Source organism: [Enterobacter] lignolyticus SCF1 (assembly GCF_000164865.1).
Lineage (GTDB): Bacteria > Pseudomonadota > Gammaproteobacteria > Enterobacterales > Enterobacteriaceae > Enterobacter_B > Enterobacter_B lignolyticus.
On the sequence record NC_014618.1, the window covers coordinates 4,653,436 to 4,676,344 of the forward strand.

The 22,909-nt window shown below is 51.2% G+C and carries 23 protein-coding genes and 3 pseudogenes; 5 read left to right on the top strand and 21 right to left on the bottom strand.

The features are described 5' to 3' along the window. The first annotated feature begins 15 nt into the window (after nt 1-15). The 5 genes from ENTCL_RS21575 (at nt 16) to nagA (ending at nt 6,213) form a co-directional block, all read left to right on the top strand. Nucleotides 16-765, top strand: a complete 750-nt coding sequence (locus ENTCL_RS21575; RefSeq protein WP_044612037.1) for a DeoR/GlpR family DNA-binding transcription regulator — start codon at nt 16-18, stop codon at nt 763-765. Between the two features lie 160 nt (nt 766-925). Continuing rightward, nucleotides 926-3,349 carry a glycyl radical protein gene (locus ENTCL_RS21580; RefSeq protein ID WP_013368239.1) on the top strand — a complete coding sequence of 808 codons (2,424 nt, stop codon included), beginning with the start codon at nt 926-928 and terminating at the stop codon, nt 3,347-3,349. A 14-nt stretch (nt 3,350-3,363) separates the two neighbouring features. After that, complete coding sequence (locus ENTCL_RS21585; protein WP_013368240.1) at nt 3,364-4,275, top strand: glycyl-radical enzyme activating protein; 912 nt, start codon at nt 3,364-3,366, stop codon at nt 4,273-4,275. 8 nt (nt 4,276-4,283) lie between these two features. Continuing rightward, nucleotides 4,284-5,027 carry a glucosamine-6-phosphate deaminase gene (gene nagB, locus ENTCL_RS21590; protein WP_013368241.1) on the top strand — a complete coding sequence of 248 codons (744 nt, stop codon included), beginning with the start codon at nt 4,284-4,286 and terminating at the stop codon, nt 5,025-5,027. 4 nt (nt 5,028-5,031) lie between these two features. Continuing rightward, nucleotides 5,032-6,213: an N-acetylglucosamine-6-phosphate deacetylase gene (nagA, locus tag ENTCL_RS21595; protein WP_013368242.1), complete on the top strand. Its 1,182-nt coding sequence runs from the start codon at nt 5,032-5,034 to the stop codon at nt 6,211-6,213. Here nagA and ENTCL_RS21600 read toward each other — a convergent pair. The 21 genes and pseudogenes from ENTCL_RS21600 to xerC form a co-directional block, all read right to left on the bottom strand. Then, nucleotides 6,161-7,075, bottom strand: a complete 915-nt coding sequence (locus ENTCL_RS21600; RefSeq protein ID WP_013368243.1) for a DMT family transporter — start codon at nt 7,073-7,075, stop codon at nt 6,161-6,163. The genes nagA and ENTCL_RS21600 overlap by 53 nt on opposite strands. A 113-nt stretch (nt 7,076-7,188) precedes the next feature. Further along, nucleotides 7,189-9,360: a catalase/peroxidase HPI gene (katG, locus tag ENTCL_RS21605; RefSeq protein ID WP_013368244.1), complete on the bottom strand. Its 2,172-nt coding sequence runs from the start codon at nt 9,358-9,360 to the stop codon at nt 7,189-7,191. A gap of 277 nt (nt 9,361-9,637) precedes the next feature. After that, complete coding sequence (locus ENTCL_RS21610) at nt 9,638-10,306, bottom strand: hypothetical protein (protein ID WP_013368245.1); 669 nt, start codon at nt 10,304-10,306, stop codon at nt 9,638-9,640. Between the two features lie 52 nt (nt 10,307-10,358). Next, complete coding sequence (locus ENTCL_RS23335; protein ID WP_013368246.1) at nt 10,359-10,871, bottom strand: surface-adhesin E family protein; 513 nt, start codon at nt 10,869-10,871, stop codon at nt 10,359-10,361. Continuing rightward, entirely contained in the window at nt 10,868-11,596 is a 729-nt protein-coding gene (locus ENTCL_RS21620) for a hypothetical protein (protein ID WP_238981775.1), read from the bottom strand. The genes ENTCL_RS23335 and ENTCL_RS21620 overlap by 4 nt, the downstream gene beginning before the upstream one ends. A gap of 415 nt (nt 11,597-12,011) precedes the next feature. Beyond that, nucleotides 12,012-12,248: pseudogene (locus tag ENTCL_RS23340) on the bottom strand (DUF6862 domain-containing protein); the annotation flags it as partial. 9 nt (nt 12,249-12,257) lie between these two features. Then, nucleotides 12,258-12,641: a CDI toxin immunity protein gene (locus tag ENTCL_RS21625; protein ID WP_013368249.1), complete on the bottom strand. Its 384-nt coding sequence runs from the start codon at nt 12,639-12,641 to the stop codon at nt 12,258-12,260. A 5-nt stretch (nt 12,642-12,646) separates the two neighbouring features. Beyond that, nucleotides 12,647-13,027: pseudogene (locus ENTCL_RS24215) on the bottom strand (hypothetical protein); the annotation flags it as partial. Between the two features lie 598 nt (nt 13,028-13,625). Then, complete coding sequence (locus tag ENTCL_RS21635) at nt 13,626-14,069, bottom strand: hypothetical protein (protein WP_013368250.1); 444 nt, start codon at nt 14,067-14,069, stop codon at nt 13,626-13,628. A 2-nt stretch (nt 14,070-14,071) separates the two neighbouring features. Continuing rightward, nucleotides 14,072-14,674, bottom strand: coding sequence for an SHOCT domain-containing protein (locus tag ENTCL_RS23910; protein WP_203415270.1), 603 nt, complete (start codon nt 14,672-14,674; stop codon nt 14,072-14,074). Between the two features lie 1,082 nt (nt 14,675-15,756). Then, a complete protein-coding gene (locus tag ENTCL_RS21640; protein WP_013368252.1) occupies nt 15,757-16,215 on the bottom strand; it encodes a hypothetical protein in 459 nt (152 codons plus the stop codon). Beyond that, a complete protein-coding gene (locus tag ENTCL_RS23915) occupies nt 16,212-16,997 on the bottom strand; it encodes a hypothetical protein (RefSeq protein ID WP_044612038.1) in 786 nt (261 codons plus the stop codon). The genes ENTCL_RS21640 and ENTCL_RS23915 overlap by 4 nt, the downstream gene beginning before the upstream one ends. Nucleotides 16,998-17,184: 187 nt before the next feature. Continuing rightward, complete coding sequence (locus tag ENTCL_RS21650; protein WP_013368254.1) at nt 17,185-17,646, bottom strand: immunity 42 family protein; 462 nt, start codon at nt 17,644-17,646, stop codon at nt 17,185-17,187. After that, nucleotides 17,643-18,533 (bottom strand): hemolysin/hemagglutinin-like protein HecA precursor, encoded by an 891-nt coding sequence (locus tag ENTCL_RS24005; RefSeq protein ID WP_157865567.1) that lies wholly within the window; start codon nt 18,531-18,533, stop codon nt 17,643-17,645. Before ENTCL_RS24005 ends, ENTCL_RS21650 begins: the two co-directional genes overlap by 4 nt. A gap of 192 nt (nt 18,534-18,725) precedes the next feature. After that, complete coding sequence (locus ENTCL_RS21660) at nt 18,726-19,100, bottom strand: DUF6853 family protein (protein WP_013368256.1); 375 nt, start codon at nt 19,098-19,100, stop codon at nt 18,726-18,728. Beyond that, on the bottom strand, nt 19,097-19,762 hold the full coding sequence (locus ENTCL_RS24010; protein WP_238981777.1) for a hypothetical protein: 666 nt from the start codon (nt 19,760-19,762) through the stop codon (nt 19,097-19,099). Before ENTCL_RS24010 ends, ENTCL_RS21660 begins: the two co-directional genes overlap by 4 nt. A gap of 71 nt (nt 19,763-19,833) precedes the next feature. Then, a complete protein-coding gene (locus tag ENTCL_RS23840) occupies nt 19,834-20,388 on the bottom strand; it encodes a hypothetical protein (protein ID WP_013368258.1) in 555 nt (184 codons plus the stop codon). Beyond that, nucleotides 20,372-21,154 (bottom strand): hypothetical protein, encoded by a 783-nt coding sequence (locus ENTCL_RS21675; RefSeq protein ID WP_044612039.1) that lies wholly within the window; start codon nt 21,152-21,154, stop codon nt 20,372-20,374. Before ENTCL_RS21675 ends, ENTCL_RS23840 begins: the two co-directional genes overlap by 17 nt. A 319-nt stretch (nt 21,155-21,473) precedes the next feature. Next, on the bottom strand, nt 21,474-21,779 hold the full coding sequence (locus ENTCL_RS21680; protein WP_013368260.1) for a type II toxin-antitoxin system RelE/ParE family toxin: 306 nt from the start codon (nt 21,777-21,779) through the stop codon (nt 21,474-21,476). Beyond that, nucleotides 21,776-22,063, bottom strand: coding sequence for a DNA-damage-inducible protein J (locus tag ENTCL_RS23925; RefSeq protein WP_013368261.1), 288 nt, complete (start codon nt 22,061-22,063; stop codon nt 21,776-21,778). The genes ENTCL_RS21680 and ENTCL_RS23925 overlap by 4 nt, the downstream gene beginning before the upstream one ends. A 10-nt stretch (nt 22,064-22,073) precedes the next feature. Continuing rightward, nucleotides 22,074-22,811: pseudogene (gene xerC / locus ENTCL_RS23535) on the bottom strand (site-specific tyrosine recombinase XerC); the annotation flags it as partial. Between the last annotated feature and the right edge of the window lie 98 nt (nt 22,812-22,909).

Genomic DNA, 22,909 nt, shown 5'->3' on the forward strand with positions numbered 1-22,909 from the left:
TCATCAGACAGAAGAATGAGCATTTACGCTATTCTGCAGCAGGACAAGAAAGTTGTTGTTAACGAACTGGCGGAGAAGTTCGGCGTCACCAAAATGACCATCCGCCGCGACCTCTCTTTTTTTGAAAAGCAAGGTATCGTCAAAACCACTTACGGCGGCGCTTATCTGACCAGCGGCGCCAGCGTCGAACCCAGCTTCCAGCTGAAATCCGGGCAGATGGTGGATGATAAGCACCTGATCGGCCAAAAAGCCGCCGAACTGGTGGACGATGGCGACACGATTGTTATCGACTGCGGCACCACACTGCTGGCGTTTGCCCAGTTCCTGTTTGATAAGAAAATCATGGTGATCACTAATTCGGTGCCGGTCATCAACCTGCTCAAAGGGCGCAAGAACATTACGTTGATGGTGGCGCCCGGTGAATATGAAGACGACACCCAGGGGATGATCTCGTTCAGTACTGCGGACTTCTTCAATAATCTCCATGCCGACAAAGTGTTTCTCAGCACCCAGGGAATTAACGCCCAGGGCGAGCTGACGGTGCCGAAAATCACCGACGCCCACGTCAAGCAGGCCCTTGCCCGCGCCGGGCGGCAAAAAATTCTGCTGGCGGATAAGAGCAAGTTCGGTCAGACCTTTCTCGCCGGTCATGCGCGCCTGGCGGACTTTGATACCGTCATTAGCCAGGCAGGCCTTCCCGAAGACACCCTCACTCAGTTGAATGCGCACAACGTCCAACTGCTGCTTGCCGACGACGATGCGTAATGCCGCGCGCCTGACCACAGGCGCTTGTGCGTTTTTGTGCGATTTAAATGTTCTATTTGGATTCTTTTGTGATTAAAAGAACAAAATAGATCATTAAGTGATTGACAATCGCACACCTCAGGCGTGGAATGGGCAAAACCCTTCCCGAATTGAGGTCTTTATGAACGGATTACTCAGCTTCCAACCGACCAACGACGATTGTGACTTCGCCAGAATCGCTCGTAAGCAGGATCAGATGTTCCACCGCGTGGCGACACTGTGCCCGGAGCGCGCCGAAATCATCACCGAATCCTTTAAGCGCTCAGAGGGCAAATCCATTGTGCTGCGCCGCGCGCTGGCGCTCGCCGACATTCTGGACAAGATGACCCTTTACATCGAACCGGAGATGCTGATCGTCGGCAACCAGGCCAGCCGCAACTTTGCCGCCCCGGTGTTCCCGGAATTCTCCTTTAACTGGGTTATCGACGAACTGGACGAATTCGACAAACGTTCCGGCGACAGCTTCCAGGTGTCGGAAGAAACCAAAGCGCGTCTGCGCGTATTGCAGGATTACTGGCAAGGCAAAACCCACCAGGACGAGGTGCTGGCCAACCTGCCGAACATCAACCGGCTGGCGGAAAAACAGGGTGTTCTGCACCGCGGCGGCATCAGCATGTCCGGCGATGGCCACATCATTCCTAACCACGATTTCGTGCTGGAAGTGGGCTACAGCGGCATGCGCGACATCGCGAAGCAGCATCTGGCGGAAGACGCCGACCTCAGCGACGAGCAGAAAGACTTCTACCAGGCCGTGATCATCACCATGGAAGCGGCGCTGAACTACTGCAAACGCTTCTCGGCGCTCGCCAAAGAAGAAGCCGGGAATACCGCCGATGCCAAACGCCGCGACGAACTGCTGGCGATGAGCGACATGTTTGCCCACCTGATGGAAGGCAAAGCGCAAAGCTTCTACGAAGCGGTGGAAACCGTCTACCTCACCCACCTGCTGATGATGATTGAAAGCAACGGCCACTCGTTTTCCTTTGGCCGCTTCGACCAGTATGTCTGGCCGTTCTACGAAGCCGATATCAACGCAGGCAAAATCACCAAAGAGAAGGCGCTGGAAATCCTGACGCACTTCTTCATCATGACCAACAGCCTCAACAAGGTGCGTCCGTGGGGCCACACCCAATACAGCGGCGGCTACCCGCTCTACTCCAACCTGATGGTGGGCGGCATGAAGCCGGATGGCACCGACGGCACTAACGACCTCTCATATCTGTCGCTTGAAGCGATGGCGCTGACCGGCTTGCCGGAACCGAACCTGAGCGTACGTTTCTGGAAAGGTACGCCGCACGCGCTGATGAAAGACTCGGCCCGGCTTATCCGTAAAGGCTTTGGTATGCCGTCCATCTTCTGCGACGAAGTGGTGATCCCGGCGATGATGACGCTCGGCTTAAGCGAAGAGGTAGCGCGCGAATACGCCTCGATGGGCTGCGTGGAAACCGCCATCCCGGGCCGCTGGGGCCACCGTGCCACCGGTATGACCTACGTTAACTTCGGCAAGATCCTTGAACTGGTGATGAACAACGGCTGCGACCCGGCAACCGGCGTACAGTTGGTGAAAGTGAACGGTAAAGCAGGCCGCGACATCAACTACGAATCCTATGACGACGTGTGGGCTGCGTGGAACCAACTGCTGGAGTTCTATTCCGACCTGGCCGTCGACTGCGATAGGGTGTGCGACCGCGCGCTGAAGCACCATGATGCCGACGCGTTCGCCTCCGCCACCATCAACTGCTCGCTGGAGCGCGGCAAAACACTGAAGAACGGCGGCGCGGAGTACGATTTTGTCAGTTCCTCCAACATCGGGCCTTCGGTGGTTGGCGACAGCCTGGCGGCGGTGAAAAAGCTGGTGTTCGATGACCAGACACTGACGCTCAAACAACTGCGCGACGCCATGGACAGCAACTTCGACGGTATCGAAGGCGCGCGCGTGCGCAAGCTGTGCCGCAACGCGCCGAAGTTTGGCAACGATATCGACTATGTGGATAACATTGTTGCCGACGTGTTCGAGTCCTACCTGAAGCTGCTGCCGAAGTACAAAACTGACCGCTACGGCCAGGGGCCGAAAGGCTGCGGCTATACCATGTCGACCTCCAACATCACCTCCTACGTGCCGAACGGCTTCGACGTGGGCGCCACGCCGGATGGTCGCCTGGCGACCCTGCCGCTGAATGAAGGCGCATCGCCGTGCCTGGGGGCGGATAAAGAGGGGCCGACGGCGGTGATCAACTCCGTGGCGAAGCTGCCAAACCAGAAAATCGCTGGCGGCCAGCTGCTGAACATGAAGTTCACGCCGAGCGCACTGGAAGGGGAAGATAACCTGGAAAAATTCACCGCCTTCATGGAAGCCAGCCGGGTGAAGAATATCTTCCATAACCAGTTCAACATTATCGATTCGGACGTACTGCGGGCGGCGAAAGCGCACCCGGAAGACTACCCGAACCTGATGGTGCGCGTCGCGGGTTACTGCGCGTTGTTCTCCACGCTGATGCCGGAAGCGCAGGACGCCATTATCGCCCGCACCGAGCTGAGCTGGTAAGGCCGGGAGGCACGATGAAAACAGGCCTGATTTCCCGCATCCAGCGTTACTCCACCAAGGATGGCCCCGGGATCCGCAGCACCGTTTTTATGCAGCAGTGCAACCTGCGCTGCCAGTGGTGCGCCAACCCGGAAACCATCAGGCCTGGCATTAACGTCTTCTGGTTTAAGGAGCGCTGCCGCCAGTGCGGCACCTGCGTGCAGGCGGCGCACGGCGCCATCACCCTCGCCGCGCCCGGCGAGGGGGTGAACATTGACCGCAAGCAGTGCGACAACCTGCTGGAGATGGTGCCGCTCTGTCCATACGACGCTTACGAGCAGGTCGGCGAGGCGATGAGTTCGCAGGCGCTGGCGGAGCGACTACTGCGCGACAAGGCATTTTATGACGCAAGCCAGGGCGGCGTGACCTTCTCCGGCGGCGAACCAGCGCTGCAGGCGGATTTCGTCCGGGAAACTGCCGCACGACTGAGAGCCGAAGGCGTTCACGTCTGCCTCGACACCGCCGGTCATCTGCGTTGGGAAAAACTGCGCCCACTGGTTGAAGCGGTGGATCTGGTCTCCTACGACTTCAAAGCGTTCGATGCCGATATCCACCTGAGCTGCACCGGTGTCGATAACCGGCAGATCCTCGCCAATGCCAAAGAGATCGCCGCGATGGGCAAACCGATCCTTGCCAGAATGGTGATCGTCCCGACGCGCAACGATCAGCCGGAAGATATCCGCAGACGTCTCGATTTTATCCGCAGCCTCGGCAACGCCGTGCAGCAGGTGGATATCCTCGAGTACCACATCTATGGCATCGGCAAATACCAGAAGCTCGGCACGCCGTACCTGCTCAACGATATCCCCGCCTGTTCGCGCGAGATGACCGAACAGATTAAACAGTATGCCGAAGAGATTGGCCTGAAAGCCACCTTCGGCGGTTAAGGAACCCCATGCTGAACATAACGATAACCGAGACTTACGACGAAATGAGCGCGCTGGCGGCGCAGTATGTCGTCCGCGCGCTGCACGAAAAACCTGAACTGGTGATGGCGCTGCCCACCGGCGGCACTCCGGTGGGTATGCTAGCGGAGATGTGCCATCTGGCGCGCGTCGGCGCGGCGGATTTTTCCCGCGCCTTCTCGTTTAACATTGATGAGTACATTGCGCTGGCGAAGGATGACCCGCAAAGCTATTACCGATTTTTGGCGCACCATTTTTATCAACACGTCGGGATCCCTACCGCCAACACTTTCGTGCCCGACGTACTGGCCGACTCGCTCAGCGCGGAATGCGACCGCTACGAGCGCGCCATTCAGAACCACGGCGATTTCGATATCACGGTGCTCGGCATCGGGCATGACGGACATATCGGCTTTAATGAACCCCAGTCCACCCACAGCCCGGTCTGTCATGTCATCGATCTCAACGATGAGACCATCGCGGCTAACGCCCGCTTTTTTAGTCGTCAGGCGGATGTTCCGCGTCAGGCGATTACACTGGGTATAGGCACCATCCTGCGCAGTAAAGCGATTGTGCTTATCGCCAGCGGTCACTCGAAGGCCGCCGTCATGAAACAGCTCCACGACTGCACCCGCATCGACCCGCTGTTTCCGGCGTCGTTTTTACTGCTGCACTCAAATGTCACGCTGATTTGCGACAGCGAGGCAGCATCGCTGATAACCGCGAAGAGGTAACAGTATGAAGATCCAGAGCGAGCGAGTGTGGGCAGGCGGCGGGTTTTATCCGGCGCAAATCACCATTGAAGACGGGAAAATCTGTGACGTCACACCCGGTACCGGCTCAGATGCGGATATTGACTATGGCGCGCGACGTCTTATTCCCGGGCTGATAGACACCCATGCCCACGGCGCCTGGGATTACGACGCCAACGAAAATGACCCGGACGGCCTGCGACGCTGGGCGGCCAGTCTGCCCGCTGAGGGCGTAACCGCATTCTGCCCGACCACGGTCACCGATGAAGACGCCACGCTGCTGGCGGCGCTTAACAACATCGCCCGGGTGATGGACGAGGGCTGTGCGGGCGCGGAAATGCTCGGCATCCATCTCGAAGGGCCGTTTTTGAGCCAGAAATACCGGGGAGCGCAGCCGGAGAAACAGATCCGCCCCGCCAGCCTGCGCGACTTCCAGGCGTTCGAACAGGCGGCCCGGGGGCGCATTGTCGCCATCACGCTGGCCCCTGAAGAAGACGCCAGTTTCGCCCTCACCCGCTACTGCGCGCAAAAGGGCATTGTGGTCAATATGGGCCACTCGGACGCCACCTTTGAGCAGGCGCTGGCCGCCGTTGCCAACGGCGCGAAAAACGTCACTCATGTCTACAACGGCATGGCGAAATACGTTAACCGCGAGCCCGGCCTGCTGGGGGCGGCGCTGCGGCTGGACGGCCTGTACGGTGAAGTTATCGCCGACGGGATTTTTGTCAGCCTGGTGTCGGCATCGCACCTGTACCGGGTGAAGAATGACAATGACGTCATCATGATCAGCGATTCGATGAAAGCGAAAGGCTGCCCGCCGGGGCGCTACCTGTTCGGCGGCGAACCGATGATCCTCGGGGAAGACGGCGCCACGCGGCGCGAGAACGGCGTACTGGTCGGCAGCACGCTGCAGCTGAACCGCGGGCTGTACAATATGGTGGAAGGGGCGATGGTGCCGTTCGGCGCGGCGCTAAAATCCTGCACCCTCAACCCGGCGCGCCTGCTGGGGCTGGACCACCGCAAAGGCCGGCTGGCGCGGGGCTTTGACGCCGACATCGTGATACTGGAGGACGATTACCAGGTCAATACCACGTTTTGCCGGGGGGAGCAGGTCTTTACGCGGACGTCGTCACCTTGCGCACCTGCGCCTCGCGCTTTTTCAGGCTGACGAGCGCCAGCGCCAGCACGATCAGCACAATGCCGCCGCCCTCCACCGGGCCGGGGTTCTCCCCGAGCAGCCACCAGGAAAACAGCACGCCGCAGACCGGCACCGCCAGCGTACTCAGGCTGGCGATACTGGCGGGCAGGTTGCGCAGCACGAACAGCCACAGGCTCCATGCCAGCGCCGTCGCCAGAATCGCGCTATAGCCCAGCGCCCAGAACACGCCCGGCTGCCAGTCGATGCTCCGCTGCGGCACCAGCAGCGCCACCACGCTCATAACCAGCGCGGCATACAACATCTGCCAGGCAGTCAGCGCCAGCAAATCCACACGCGGATGACGGGCATACATGCGCTTGGCGATAATCGCGCTGGCGCCCCAGCTGATGCCGGACAGAATGGCCAGCAGCGCACTTTTCATCGAAGAAAAATCCAGCTGCCAGGGCTGCAGCACCAGCAGCAGCCCAACCGCCGCCACGACGATCGCCGCATACTGCAGGCGTCGCATCCGCTCGCCGAGAAACAGCGCCGCCAGAATCACCACCCAAAACGGCATGGTGTAGCTCAAAATCGCCACCTTCCCCGCCCCGCCGCTGACCAGCGCCCACTGCGCCAGCCCAACCATACCGCAGGTCTGCAGCAGCGCAATGGCCAGGGTAAAGCCAAACGGCGTCGGGCGCAGGCCGCGACCGCGCAGGAGAAGCACGATGAACAATAACAGCGCGCCAAAAATGCAGCGTAATGCGGTGAAGTCGAACGCGCCGATGTAGAGCGTGACCTGCTTCATCGCAATCCAGCTGTAGCTCCAGATGAGCGTAAGAACGATAAGACCACCGATGGCCAGTGGGTTGCTCTTGCCTGAGACCGCCATGAGATATCCAGTGAAGTGAATGACCTTTGCCTGCGAACACTATACTCGCAAAAAAAGAACAGCGGCTGGGTTTAACAGCCGCTGCGGTCAGAACAGATTATGCGACGTGACGCTTACTGCAGGTCAAAACGGTCCAGGTTCATCACTTTCACCCATGCGGCGACGAAATCCTTCACGAATTTGTCGCGCGCATCGGCGCTGGCGTACACCTCCGCCAGCGCGCGCAGCACGGCGTTGGAGCCGAAGACCAGGTCGGCGCGGGTCGCGGTGTATTTCACCTCGCCGCTTTGACGGTCGCTGCCTTCGAACAGCTCGGCAGAGGCATCGGTGGCTTTCCATTCGGTGCGCATATCGAGCAGATTCACGAAGAAATCATTGCTCAGCACGCCCACGTTGTCGGTAAACACGCCATGCTGGCTGCCGTCAAAGTTGGTGCCCAGCACGCGCAGGCCGCCCACCAGTACCGTCAGTTCCGGCGCGGTCAGCGTCAGCTGCTGCGCCTTATCGATTAACAGCGATTCGGTGCTGGCGGTGTTATCGGAGCCGCCGCGGTAGTTGCGAAAACCATCCGCCACCGGTCTGAGCAGGTCAAACATGGCGATGTCCGTCTGGTCCTGACGCGCATCAACGCGGCCCGGCGTAAACGGTACATTGATGTTCGCCCCCGCCGCTTTCGCCGCCTGTTCGATACCGACAACGCCTGCCAGCACGATAACGTCGGCCAGCGACGCTTTACCAGACGCTTTCTGGATAGCTTCCAGTTCCGGCAGCACGCGCACCGCCATGGCGTTCACATCCCAGTCACGCTGCGGCGCCAGCGCCAGACGCGCGCCGTTCGCGCCGCCGCGCTTATCGCCGCCGCGGAAGGTTGACGCTGAGGCCCAGGCCACTGAAACCAGCTCGCTCACCGACAGGCCAGAGGCGGCAATCGCCGTTTTCAGGCTGTTGATGTCTGACGGCGTCGGATTAAACACCGGCTGCGGCAGCGGGTCCTGCCAGATCAGATCTTCTTTTGGCACTTCCGGGCCGATGTAGCGCGCTTTTGGCCCCATATCGCGGTGCGTCAGTTTAAACCAGGCGCGGGCGAAGGCTTCGTTGAAGGCCTGCGGGTCGTTAAGGAACTTGCGGGAGATTTTCTCGAACCCGGGGTCGAAGCGCAGCGTCAGGTCGGTCACCAGCATCGTCGGTTTACGTTTTTTCGACGGATCGAACGGATCGGGAATGATTTCCGGGGCATCTACCGCTTCAAACTGAATAGCGCCCGCCGGGCTGCGCGTCTGCACCCACTCATATTTGAACAGGTTCTCGAAGAAGTAGTTGCTCCACTGGGTCGGGGTTTGCGTCCACACCACTTCCAGGCCGGAGGTGATGGCATCCGGGCCTGCGCCGCTGCCGTAGCTGTTCGCCCAGCCGAGGCCCTGCGCCTCCAGCGGTGCGGCTTCCGGGTCTGCCCCGACGTGAGAGGCTGACGCTGCGCCGTGGGTTTTACCCAGCGTGTGACCACCGGCGATCAGCGCCACGGTCTCTTCGTCGTCCATGCCCATGTTGCCGAAGGTCGCGCGGATCGCCGCGGCGGCAGACAGCGGTTCGCCGCTGGCGTTCGGCCCTTCCGGGTTCACGTAAATCAGCCCCATTTCGGTGGCGGCCAGCGGACGTTTCGCCAGCGCTTCCGGGTCACGGTGGGCCAGCCAGGCTTTTTCATCGCCCCAGTTCACATCGAGATCCGGCTCCCAGACATCCTCACGCCCGGCGCCAAAGCCGAACGTACGGAACCCGGCGTTTTCCAGCGCCACGTTACCGGCAAGGATAAACAGGTCGGCCCAGGAGATTTTCTGTCCGTATTTTTGCTTAATCGGCCACAGCAGGCGACGCGCTTTATCGAGGCTGACGTTATCCGGCCAGGAGTTCAGTGGCGCAAAACGCTGCTGACCGCGCCCGGCGCCGCCGCGACCGTCTACAGAGCGGTAGGTGCCTGCGCCGTGCCAGGCCATGCGGATGAAAAGACCGGCATAGTTGCCCCAGTCTGCGGGCCACCAGGATTGAGATTCCGTTAACAGCGCGCGGATGTCGCCTTTGAGTGCGGAGTAATCTAACTTGCTAAATTCTTTGCGGTAGTTGAAGTCTTCACCCAGCGGGTTCGAACGGTTGGAGTGCTGGTTCAGAAGATCGACGCGGAGTTGTTTCGGCCACCAGTCGCTACTGCTAGTGCCAGCGCCGGCGCTTTCATCATGGCTGCCCTGATGAAAAGGACATTTTCCTGCATTAACATTGTCTTGCGTGCTCATCTATATGCTCCCTTCACAGTAATACCGTTAAGATATACACCCCTGCTGATAAGTTATAGTTGAAAATACCCACGGATTCGATAGTCCATTCCTCTGGTTTTGATGTAGCGCAACCTTAGTTTTGGTGTAACGAGGGGGAGTGGAGATGAGGAAGCATGATATTTTATTTTAAAATCGCGGCTCTGATTGTTGAAGATCATCACTGCGTTTCTGTTTTACGACTTACCACCGCGACATTTTGCATGTGGTAAGAGCGTATTCATGGTCGAAAAAATGATTATTTCAGCAAGCGGGGAATCTGGTTATTAAATTCAAGCAAACAGGCATCCATATATTTATTGGTTTCAACCGTGACTTTTTTGTAATTATCAGCATGCCATTCGCTTAATGGCGCTTCAACCGGTACCGGCGCGCACTCCGCCACCGTATAGGCAGAGAACGCATTTCCACTCTCCGGCCGCTTATAGAATAAGACTTTATACTTCAGTTGATATACGGAGTTGTCCGTACCCATATCTCTGTAAATTAATGCCCAGGTGGCATAGCCGATGCTGAGCTCCTGCTTGTATGTATTACCTTTGCCATTTTCATCCAGCCAGCGCTTGAGGCTTTGTTTGGCTTTGGGAACAAAATAGGTTTTCGTTGGGTTAGGCAACGTATCGACTGCTGATCCTTTGTAGTTTTCTTTGTCGAAATCACCGCTGTTTATATTTCCGGTCAACGCCCCCAGCACAGCAATACCCATGCCTGTTGCAAAATGAGACGGATTCACCTCACGCAAATGCGCATCGGGAATACGATTGTTATTCAGGTCAGCCTGAGCGCCAATGGATAAAACCTTTACTGAACTGCCATTCGCCGCCTGAACGGTCTCAGGCTTAACTTTGGCACAACCGCTTAACATAACCGCTGACGCCACCACGGTGACAATAATACTTGATTTCACTTTCACTCCTTGAGATTGAAGACATTCGGGGTCGCCCCCGGGAACAACACCATCACGCGTCAAATCCACCCAACAGGGTGGGTCTGGTATCCTTTGCCGGCTCGGGTTTCAGACGCTCAGGTTTTATCTGGCACGTCATCCCTGCAACGATGCCGATAAGCGACTCTTCGGGATAAGACTCCCATTGCCCAACAGCGCCACGTTTCGCTATCGCCTCACCTTCCCCCCAGTAATCAGAGAAGTAGATTCGTTCAAATACTGCCCGCTGGTGCGTATCGCAGTTCACGACATTAATGACTCTGGAACTTGCGATATAGACCGGGGGGTTATCACGTACACGCCGCGGCTCGTTATAATTGCTGATGAGATAGAATCGCCGTAGATGGGGATTGCCCTGCCAGGTGGAAACGGTGCGTAAATCGGTATACACGTTGCCCGAAGGATCGTTAAGCAAGATGACAATCCCGTCCGGACGGGGGCCAGGCGTCGGTTTTTTGGGTTGATTCAGACTGCTGCATCCCGTCAGTAGTGCTAGCGTCAGGCACAGAACAAAGGGCTTCATCATTTTTTCTGTCCCTGCAGGTCAGGCCGAATCGGTTTTAAATCAGCCGCCGTCACGCTGCCCTGCACCGAGCACAACAGCGTGCTTTTCCCGTTGATTTCACTCAGCATAGCCAATTTTTCTACGCTTCCTTTCGCAGGCGCAATGCCGCTGGCGGCCCCGGTATTAGGCTGCCAGTCAGCGTCAGAGGAGCGTTTAATCAACGGATTTGAGAAGTATTCCTCACCCGCTTTCTGCCAGTTCGCCCCCGGCAATGCCGCCATCACCGCTTCGCGCGATTCGCTGAATACCAGCCCCCAGTAGTAATATTTCCCCATCTCCTCCAGGTCGCTTGCCTGGGCGGTATAACCGATAATCGACAATGCTCCCGCTTTTATCGGATAGGTAAACCAAACCGTATCGCTCTTATTACCCGGTAAAATAAACCAGGCATGATGATCGTTATCGGCAGCCATCGGCGAAACTTGACGCAGCGTGTGTTGTTGAGCATAGAGTTCGCTGAAGAAACGGCTGTCGCAATGGAGTAAACTTTCCGGGAGAGATTCAGCGTTGGCGGCATTTACCATACTTAAGGCAAATGCAAGAGCAATATATGTGCACTTCATGACATATCCTTCGTCATTCATTTGAGAAACAATGTTTATAAAAGAGTTAAGACCGGGATTGGCTCGCGCCAACACCTTAGCCAGACCAATTAAACGGAAAGGAACGCAGTGGAAAGACAACACTATATCACGCCGCGTTCAGGAGGCGTTTGAATAGCGCATCCTCATCCATGGCATATCAATATTGAACACTCATTCAACTGAGGGTGTGCTGACTGGCTATTTATAATCCCATACACATAACCATAGCACTTAAAAATTTACAATAAAATTTAACTTAAATACCAATATTAGTAGCAGGCATTGCTGAGATGCGGATAAAAAATAAAGCTTAACGCAAATTCATTATTCACTATGCCATATGCTATTTAGTACATTTTTCATCCTGCGGATCTCAACCTTCCGGCGTGGATAAACCTGATTTCTTGGGCGGCATTTAGTTACGCTGCAATATAGCGGATCTTTTTCATGGCTGATATGCCCCCGGTAAAGTGGAAAAGACCGGATACGCCAGTTTAGCCTGGCGCTGTTTTCTGGGATACTTACATTTTGACGCAATAACTTTCAATCTTGCGCCGGCACAAGCAGAACTTCCCGCATTGCCATTACCGCAGGCATCAATAACTTCCTTATCACTGGTAATGTCTTTCTCGCGCAGAGCGTCATATTTCTGTTGCGCTTTCTCGCGCTCTTTTGGGTCTTTGCTGTTCTGGAGAATCTGTGTTGCTATCTCAAGCTCTGTCTTTTCAGACACGCTAAGATAGTTATTCTCAACATCAATTACTCAGTTACTTTTCACTCTAACACCCAACCTAATCATATCAGTAGGGAATAAAGGGTGAAGAATTACATCATCGTTAAATATGAAGATTTTTGGACAAATAGCCATCACATCATAAATGTTTTCTAAAACCAAGTTAAAATTCGTTCTGAAAACTGGAATGGACGCATCATCAGCAATAACAAATGCACTTGCTGTCCCTAGTATATCCTCATCCAACAGCGCATCCGCCGTATCATAATCTTTAAAATCAACTGATGACCATAAAATATTTCCATTATGCAATGGATATTTATTAAATATATCCATTACCTCCATTAACCCTTCGGGGGCAACAATATTAAAATCAGCACTAAGCGCTTCTTTACATTCATCGAACAAAGTCATGAAACCTACCTATTTAACTGTTTCAATATTGTCTCAAAGGCCTTTTCATTACCATCAAATGGAATCACCTGTTTAATGGCTTTCCCTGGACCTTTCCCTTGCGAATAATCCCATATATTGATATGGGTTCCTTTTTCTGGATCATAGTCAACACGCCAGCCAACTTTACCATCACTCGACTGACGACCAATAATTTTTCCATTACCAGCACTGACTTCAAGCCTTCCAATGACTGGTTTTGAATCAGCACCTAAATTTCCGACAATATCCAACGCCTTATTGCGTGCGCTTTCCCAATTCTTCTCAGTTTTAAGTGTAGTTTCTATTCTGTTATTGGACTGGCCCCCAGATTTACCTTTCGCAATCCCCGCAGCCGCTCCTGCCGCATTGGCGATAGCGGCATGACCAAAGATGTTAGCAAGCTCAGTTGATGTTTCCTCTGACCCACCAAACATTTGCGCACGATAAACCAGTGTGTTGATTGAGCCGTCAAAGTTTGACTGTGCGCCTCGCAGATTTATCCATTCCTGCTTCTCTGCCGGGGTCAGCGAATCAATCCCGTCATTTCGGGCTTTAGCTGCCAGTTCATCACTTCTGGCTCTGCTTTCTGCCTGCCATTGCTTCATTTCCTTCGCAACAGCCACGCACTCCGCAGCCGTCGAACAGGTGTTTATCCGCTCCTGAACCTTATCGTACTCTTTAGCGTAGTTCTCACGGACACCAGATTTACAACTACTGTCATTACCACAGGCCGCCAGTTCCTCACTGCGACTTTTTTGCTTATCAGGGCTAAGATGGTTGTTCTCAACAACAACTCACTCTGACGTGAGTCTCTGCGTCTTACTTTTTTTTCCTATCCCACTCAGTCAGTTACAACCACTTTTTGCCTGTGCATTCTGATGCACGGGCGACGAACCCCCGACGTACACTTTGCGCCCCGTTAACTGACAGGTAAAAAATCCCTGCAACATGGCCGTTATTACCCTAATTTTTGAATTGATTAAAAAAATCTTCTATATCAATAAAATACCCCCATTCTCCATCATTACCAGACATTGATATTTCATAGTTATGTCCTGACTTCCCAATATAAATCTCAGGAATAAGGGTGCCGCGTACTGCAAACCGGAGGCAGTGATGGGAGCGGTAATCAAACATTGAGTCAACAACTTCATCATTTTCCGTATCTACACTTTCATAAAAGTCACGTATTTTTCTAGCTAATGACCCTCCATTTCCCCTATCTATTGGTAAATCTGACGACTTGATCTCATGCTCATTTTCTTTGAACCAATCAAGTAGCTCGGATAGATTTACTTTCCCCTGAAAGATAGATATCGCACCTGTATAGCTTATAACTGAAATATCAACAACTTGAAATTCATCCAGTAACGAACCTTCGATTAACTTGATACGCAGTTTATTCATGACTATTTTCCTTTAATCATTTTATTGTACTCTGCTTTACTGATATCACCGCGAGCAAGAAATTCACGTAATACTTTAGGTGGGACTTCTGTGCCTGGGACAGGATATCCATGCCATCCTCCAGCGTTATCAGGTTGGAACTCATACAATTTCCCATCACTCAATCCATATTTTTGCTTTCCGCCCTGGATTGAATTGTTTAAAACATCTTGAGCTTGAGAATCACTTAAATCCATAGGAGTCCCCCATCCACCAGGCGCATGTTTGGGACTCGGTACATAGTTACTATCACCAGATAAATAAGCCAGATCATCCTTATTCTGATCAGCAATCGGTGTTGTAGTTGTGTTCCCACCAGTATCAATAGCACCGTTAGTGTTGCCGGTATTGCTTAATGATGTATCGCTGTTCTCTGTGTTGCCAGTGTGGGTTGGATTACCATATTGGTCAAATAGCTGATTTCCACCTGTATTTGTTGGCCCCTGGTCAGCAATCTGATCACCGCCGGTATCGGTTGGTGATTTCGAATCATCGCTACCAAACATCCCGGCAATAATGGTGCCAAGACCCGCGCCCGCAGCACCGCCTGCGGTGCCACCGCCCATACCGCCACCGCGCATGAGATCGTCACCAAGACTATTTACACATGTGGTTGGGGAACAACCCAGCGAGTTATGCTCAACAATATTCCATTAGTTATCATTGCTTTAGTGCAATTTATCACACTGCGTTAGGTGTATAGCGGATAATTGAGAAAAAAACAGGCGATAAGCTGACATCTTTACGCAGGTTAAGGGCGGCCGGGAATAAAATTGCGTCGATAATGACGGCCATCATGCTTGCATGATGTAATACATCACTTTTACATCAAAAATACACCACTACTGCATCACTATTACACCAGGTGAACGCCATTACATCACAATCACATCACTTTTACATCACTCTGATTAATACGAACGGTGAGCGCTGACAGATTTTAATCTGGCTGTGTGAAGCGTTGGGCAACGAGCATCGCGAGGCGTCAGCAGGTTTCAAAGGGGAACCCTTTGGCGCGCGACTGTATACAGTCGGTAACGTGCCTCTCTATTTCTTGCTGACAGCAGGGATGACTCATTAAGTTGAACTAAATTGCATTAAGTTTCATTAAATTGTATTGCCGGTTAGTTTGATTGCATTAAATTTATTTAAATTGCACTAATTTTCTTTAAGTTGCATTGCCCCGCCTGAAGCACTGGGCGGTGAACAACGTGAGGGGGTCAGTGATAGTATTTTTCCAGTCTCTCAGACACGCTGAACATTCAGTTTTGGAGAGTCGTCCGGCGACTCTTCTGGCGAGTCACCGGGGAGTCATCACCTTAAAATATGCGACTCTTCTGACGACTCCTCATTTTACAATATCATGATTTTTATGCAGATAGTCATGAGTGACTCTACAGCAACTCGCCGACGAGTCGCCAAAGAGTCGTGGACGACTCTGATTGACACATTAAAAAATTTCATTTTGCAATTTTAAAAAAATAATGCACTGATTTTAAATACTAATCAGCAAAAATTTCATTTTGCGTGGGGTGTGGGGATTTTGAGGTAAGAAGCAGGCTATTGTAAAATAGCCTGCCGGGATGGATTTAGATATTACCTAAAAAAATTGCGGAGCGAAAAAATGTCTATTTATTCAACTCTAAGATTACTGCGTTCTACTTATATAAAGAGGTTGTTGATATTCATCAATATGTTGAATGTCAATGTACATAACCTCCTCTTTTCTTAAGGTATGAAATTTAATTACTGCATCCATTTCATCATCAAAATCATCAAAAATAGTTATTACTTCAAATTTTTTCAATGGCATTGTTGTTTGCAATTTCATAGTAATCATCTCTGATACAGAGATTGCAACAGATACAATATCATCGTCAGTATAAGCACTAATTCTTAATTCGTTATAAAAACACTCTTCTTCTGTTTTATCAAAAAAATTCCCATTATCAACATCGAGAGGTTGTTTAGCTTTAAAAAAAACACAGCCATTATTGTGTACGATAAAACCATCATCAATCAATAATGACAGTTCTATCGGTATAGAAGATAATTTATGCACCTTGCTCAGAATGTTATCTTTAAAGCTTTTATTTATGAAAATCATTTTTCCCCCAAATACTGCTTCATGCCTTTATCAATGGCCTGTTTAAACTTAGGGTCTTCAAGCAGTTTATTTACTGAAGAAGGTGCGGGAATTTTGTTCTTTGAAGCATCAAAACTATAAAAATCATTACTATTAGGATTGTAATAATATTTATTGTTTTTGTTATCCTGATAATGCACCTGCCCAGGTCTTTGCCCGGGATTTGGATTCTCTACGTCAATACGCTCTTTCCCTTCACCTTTCCAGATGGTTTTACTTGGGACTTTAACTCCATTAGCCCCCAACATATGTCCATCAGACATATAGATAAAATCATCTTTATTCGGTCCTTCCGTAATCGGTGTAACCGTGGTATTACCGCCAGTATTCGGTAAACCTTCCGTGTTTCCGGTATTTGTCGAACCCTGACCAGAAGGCTTATTGTTCCCCGTATGCGATGGAGTGTTCCCGGTAGCGGTCTGGTTTCCACCTGTATCTGTTGGACCGGAGTCTGCAATCTGCTCACCGCCCGTATTGGAAGGGCCATACTTACCTTCCAGCAGCCCCAGATACTTGCTGGTAATATCATCATTGCCCATCATTTTCAGGGTGATCAAATGATCCAGCTCATCTGCAGAGATCTTGTCCGCTATTTCCTTCGCAACAATCCCGGTAATGCCCGCTTTTACCCCAATTTCCAGCAACTGCTCGGCAACTTTTGTCCGGCACGGTGCCGCTATCGCACATCCTTCAAGGGCAAGTTTACTCAGCGAGTTATTCTCAACAACAACTAACTCCGACACGCACACCGGGTTTGTGGAGTTATTTTCTAAATTTTTTCAGTGGATTATAGAAAATTTTTGCTGTTGTGCTTCTGCGAGCAGAACATTTTACCCCGACGCGCGTTTTCCACCTAGACAAGCTACCGCCCTGTAGTAACAGTCTGTCCTCTTAGTCCACTTTTCAAAGTGAGCGGAAGATGAGTTTAATTTATAAAATTTCTCTCTGTAATTGATTGATTACACTTTGTATTGTTCCTTGTGGAAGTGTTGTCTCGTTAATTTTTTCCCCACGGTCAGTACTCCATACTAATCTATCGCCATTACTCGTTTTGATAAAATAAAGGTAACAACCGTTATCGCCCATTGCTGTGCATGTCATGTCAAATAAACCATCAATTAGCATCTCACCATCACCGATAAAGTAATCCCTGGCATTTTTATAAAGAACGACAGCCTCAACACCCGAATCATTAACATTTAAATCGTCGATAGGGGCCTTAGAATAAAAGCTGAATGTTGTCTTTAGTTCAAAAACATCAACAATATCAAAAACTTTACCCCCATTGATATATAGCGAAAACAGTCCATTTTTCCATATATCGCCGGCAGTATTCCAAGCATTGACCACATCGAATTGAAGTGCGAAATAAAAGGGATCACCGTAAATCATTTTATTTTTACCCCTAGTTGTTTTTGAACAGCGCTTGGTATTTGATCGCTTGCCAGTGCATTTTTGTCTCCAGTGCTACCATTCCAGTGATATTGACCATTAGTGCCCTCAAACCGATGTATGTTCCCATCACTATCAACAGCAAATCTAACTTCCTTATTTTGGTATTGTTTTGTACTTGGAATTGATTGTTCAAAGAGACTAAGTGAGTTCTTGGGCTCAATACCAGCATTAGGCCTATTGCCTTGTTGCCCTAATGTATGTTTAGGATTTGACTTGTAAACTAAACCATTATTGGCTGTAACTGGTTCAGATACAGGAATAGCGCTTCCTTTGTTACCTGCTTTACCCACTCCTGCAGCAATACCTGCTGCACTGGTGCCGACAACCTGAGCCAGCGAGTTGATCGCCAACTGTCTGGCTTCCGGCGAGTCACCTGACGTCAGAGCATTGTGGATGGCTGCAGTCCGGTCTGCTTCAAGCTGGATAGTCGTCACCTGAAGAATAGATAACTCGTTCTGATCTTCCGGGCTTAGTCCACCATTAACACGCGCTTTTTCCAGTAACTCATTGGTACGGTTAGCATAATCAGTCTGTAATTTGCCGACCTCATTTGCCTTATCTACACACTCCTGCGCACCTTTGCAATTAACCACGCTTTCATGCTGTTCAGCACTAATTTTCTTGTACTTATCAACAACAGCATTTTCGCAGGTAGCATTACCCTGACATTGTGTCATTTCCTGAGCACGTGATTTGTTGTCCGGCACACTGAGCGAGTTATTCTCAACAACAACTAACTCCGACGTCCTTATCGGGGTTGTAGAGGTGTTTTCCCAGTACTTTCCACAGGTTACAACCCATTTTCGCTGACGTGCTTTTACCACACGGGCATTTTGTCCCGACGTGCGTTTTTGGCCCTCAGAGTCTTCCGGCCAACACCGAACCCCGCCGCTGGGGCGCACGCCATAATGCAGGAGATTATGCGCAGCTCAGAACCACGACCCGCGCATAATTTGCGTTATGTCTAGCGCCCTCCGGAAGCTTGCTATGGTGCTGGCTGAAGGAGGCCGAGTTTTTTATTTCTTCGGGTCATTATAATGTTTAGGAATTTCGTAGCCTTCGGGAATTTTTGGCCAAAGAAACTCTTCTGACCCAGCCATTTTCTCTATATCCTCAAACATATCATCGAAAAAATTACGTAAATTCATAGCTCTTACTCTAGCCACAACCAGTGCTGCAATTTGGGTTGTTCGATCTTCTTCCAACAAAGCTTTTTGAAATAATTCCATTTCGAGGCACAGAGAGTGCATATCTTTTCTCAGATTTTCATTCCAATCGCTTTGATAATTGCTTTGCCACTCGTCCTGCAAATTGCTGGCAGAAAGGTTTTGAGTATGAGCGAAATCAATGATGCTGTATTTAATAACATTAAGATCATTTTTCTGATTCATTTCAATTTCCGCCCCGTTGCAGCTTGTGTTTTCTCTCTATTGATCGAGCCATCAAGATTCAGAACAGCTTTAAAGTTCCCTCGTTTATCAAATACTTCAAGATGGTCTTTATGCTGACCATCTAGGTAAAATTGATCACCTTTTCTAATGTAATCGCCAACATCATCTGTTGCTTTATAAACGCTTTGTCCTTGATATTGCTGGCTGCTTTTCTGAGCATTATCTTTAATATCGGTCCCAAAACCAGACTGTTTAAAGAACTCACCCATATTACCAACAGCATCTTTGTTTGGTTCATAACCACCCGCCAGATAAGCCAGATCGTCCTTATTCTGATCGGCAATCGGTGTTGTGGTTGTGTTCCCACCAGTATCAATAGCACCGTCAGTGTTGCCGGTATTGCTTAATGATGTATCGCTGTTCTCTGTGTTGCCAGTGTGGGTTGGATTACCATATTGGTCAAATAGCTGATTTCCACCTGTATTTGTTGGCCCCTGCTCAGCAATCTGATCACCGCCGGTATTCGTTGGTGATTTAGAGTCATATTCGGAAGAACATACCCGCCCGAACATACACTGTGTGGCTTTATCCAGCCAGTCTGTGGCATCAGCTACCACACCCTGAAGCCCGGATGCTATCTTCTTGTCCGCATCCTGCTTCACTTTATCACCGGGGCCAACAGGTAATCCCGGCGCAGGCACCGGAGCAGGAACAGCCAGCGCATTATTCTCAACTATAAATCATCTTCAGAGACTACATCCAAAGCTCCACAAGCTTTAAACAACCATTTCAACGCTCCCCAAGGAAATGGCCATTCCAATACAACTACGGCAACAATGAAGTGAGTGTCTCTGATAGGTTCTTCCAGTAAAACAGCATCCCACCAAAACCATGTTCTATTTTCCGGCTCTAGCCAATATAACCAGTTATCAAGTGACCACCTCTCATTAATCATTAGCCTTTGTTGTTCTTCCCAAGGCAATGATTTCCTGTAAGCTATTCGGTGATCCATATCTCTTTTTGATATTTCAGGTTCGCAGTTATCTACAAAAATTTTAGGTAGAATCTTTTTCCATGACGCTAAATCAGGCCAGTCGGAATCATAAGCATCATCAACTGTTTTTAGCACATTTTTAGCAAGAGATAAAATGTTTTCAGCATTTGATTCGCAGGAAACAACAAATCTTACAGTGCCAATACCCGTTGGTTCATCAGATAGCGAAGGAGCGTTTGTAAGCCGCTCTCGTTCCCGAATAATCTCGGTTATAACATTAGCGTTTACTGGCATCTTTTCCGGTTCCTTGAATAATTTTATCTTGTAGATCTTTTATCTGATCTGGCCTTATCCCATACTGGTCGGGTGCTTTTGTAGGGTCGGCAACGATTGGCTTGTTTGGATAAAGCTTAACCTCTGATTCAGATACTGCATTTTTTCGCAAATCATTTAAAGTGGATTTAGGGACTTCAAATGTTTTTACTGTAGCACCTTCCATGTTTTGCGAAATACGTTTTTGCAAAAATTCTTGTGCGCGAGCTTTATCGCCAAAATTCAAATATAAGGTTGTTTCACCTGTTATGGTGACTTGGCCTTTTTCACCGATCAGAACGCGTGTGTTAGGGACACCTTCAACCCGATATACAGTGACTGTAGAGCCTGTTTTCGGATCTCTGATTGCCCCGCCGGTCTTCAGCACATTTAACGCAGCACTGGTACCCATACCCGCAATGATTGACAATCCTTCTGAAGCAACAACTAGCCCTTTGCCAAACTCGCTCGTATTCTGACTGATAACCGCATTGTCTTTCGCTGTTTCCTGAGCAACCAGTTTTGCTACATCGGGATCTATATTCAGGAATGGGCCATTCTCCAGTATTTCACTTTGAGCATCATTAGCCGCATCACGCGAGAACCCACAAGTATCAGGGTTGGCTTTACAAGAAGCCTCCATTTTATCCCTGTCTTTTTGGGACTGCTTCCGGGCATCTTCCAGAATAGGTTCTATATCTTCACCTTTCTCTTTCGCTGCCTTCACTTTTCTGTCGAGCGCATACATATCACCAGAGAGGAAATTATTCTCAACAACAACTCGATCCGGTGCACATTCCCGTAACGATGACAGTTTTTCCCTGTCCTTTCCGTGACTTACAACCTATTTTTCCTGCTGTACTTCCTGCCCGCCAACTTTTTGCGCTGTTAAGCGTTTTTGGCCCCGCAGACGCTACCGCCCGGCCGTGACATCTGGTCTGCTACCCCACCATCATATCAGTATGTAGACGTGATGCCACGACACACGCCTCATAAGCGTCTGTAAGTGGCTGATTAGGTTATTAAGGGATTATGCGGGAGTCAGCGGGATAATATGCTGTTCAGACTCAGCTCTGGCTGTAGCGGCCTGCTATCTTGCGGGAGGTATGAAGCACGCGCAGGATGCGCACGTTCTTATTTTCGGTAGCATAGACGATGATGAACGGGAAGTGAGGCACCACAAGCTTACGCTGACGCGCTGAACGCCCGGCTTTCACCCCGGCAAGCGGGTTTTCTGCAAGGATGGCCGCCATGCCTGCCAGCCGCTCATCGGCTGCGATGGCGACCAGTGCGCCGGCTTCCCGGTTCAGGTACAGGAAGATGTTCTCCCTGTCATGCTGTGCGCGTTTTTCCCATTCAACACTGACCGTCACAGTGTACCCCGCGTGGCCCGTTGTTTCAGCGCCTTCATCCGGTTTTCCATTTCGTCGTTGCTGATGTACTCTCCTTCGCCCGCGTCATAACGGCTGAACGCCTGCGCTATCTGTGCTTCCAGCCAGCCTTCATGCTCGCTGTTCTGATGCCGGCGCTCTTCGGCGGCCAGCTCTTCGGCACGCTGCCGCATCAGCTCCGTCAGGCTCATCTGCTGGCGCTCTGCAGCCTGCATTGCCAGCCGTTTGGTTTCTTCGTCGATACGGAAGTGGATAGTACTGCTCATCGTCATAACCTCACGTGGTGTCATTTGTGTTGTCATTATGATGCTCATCCTCTGTATTGTCATCCCGGATGTGTACTTCACGCTCTGCCGGGTGGGTCGTGGCATGAACCGCCTGCAACGCCCGCACTGACACCTGAGTATATATCTGCGTGCTCTCCACACTACGGTGCCCCAGCATCGCCTGTATCCACCGCAGGTCGGCTCCGTTCTCCAGCATCTGCGTCGCCATCGCATGCCGGAACAGGTGGCAACTGCCGTGCGCAACCAGCCCGGAGGCTTTCATCCAGTGGCTGACGGTATTGGTGATGCCGTTTGGCCCCAGTCCCTCCACACCATCCAGCGCCACGAACAGCGCCTTACAGTGCGGATTGATCAGCAACTGCGGCCGGACGTGGTGCAGGTAACGCTGTACCCACCACAGTGCACGCTCGCCCACCGGAACCACTCTGTCCTGTTTACCCTTACCCTGTACGATGGTCAGGGTGCGGCGGGTCGCATCCACGCTGAACACTTCCAGACCGGCAGCTTCACTGCGCCGTATCCCCGTTGACCACAGTACCTCCATCAGCGCCCGATCCCGGACACCTGCCGCAGTGCTCAGGTCCGGCAACGCCAGCACCTGCTCCACTTCTTCAACGCTCAGGATATAGCGCGGCAGGCGTTTCTCCAGCCTGGGCAGCTCAAGGTCTGCCGCCGGGTTTGCCAGTATCAGGTTCTGCTGCGTCATCCAGCGGAACCATACCTGTACATCAAAAATACATCACTATTGCGTGACTATTACACCAGGTGAACGCCCACTACGTCATAATTACATCACTTTTACACCACTCTGATTAATGCTAACGC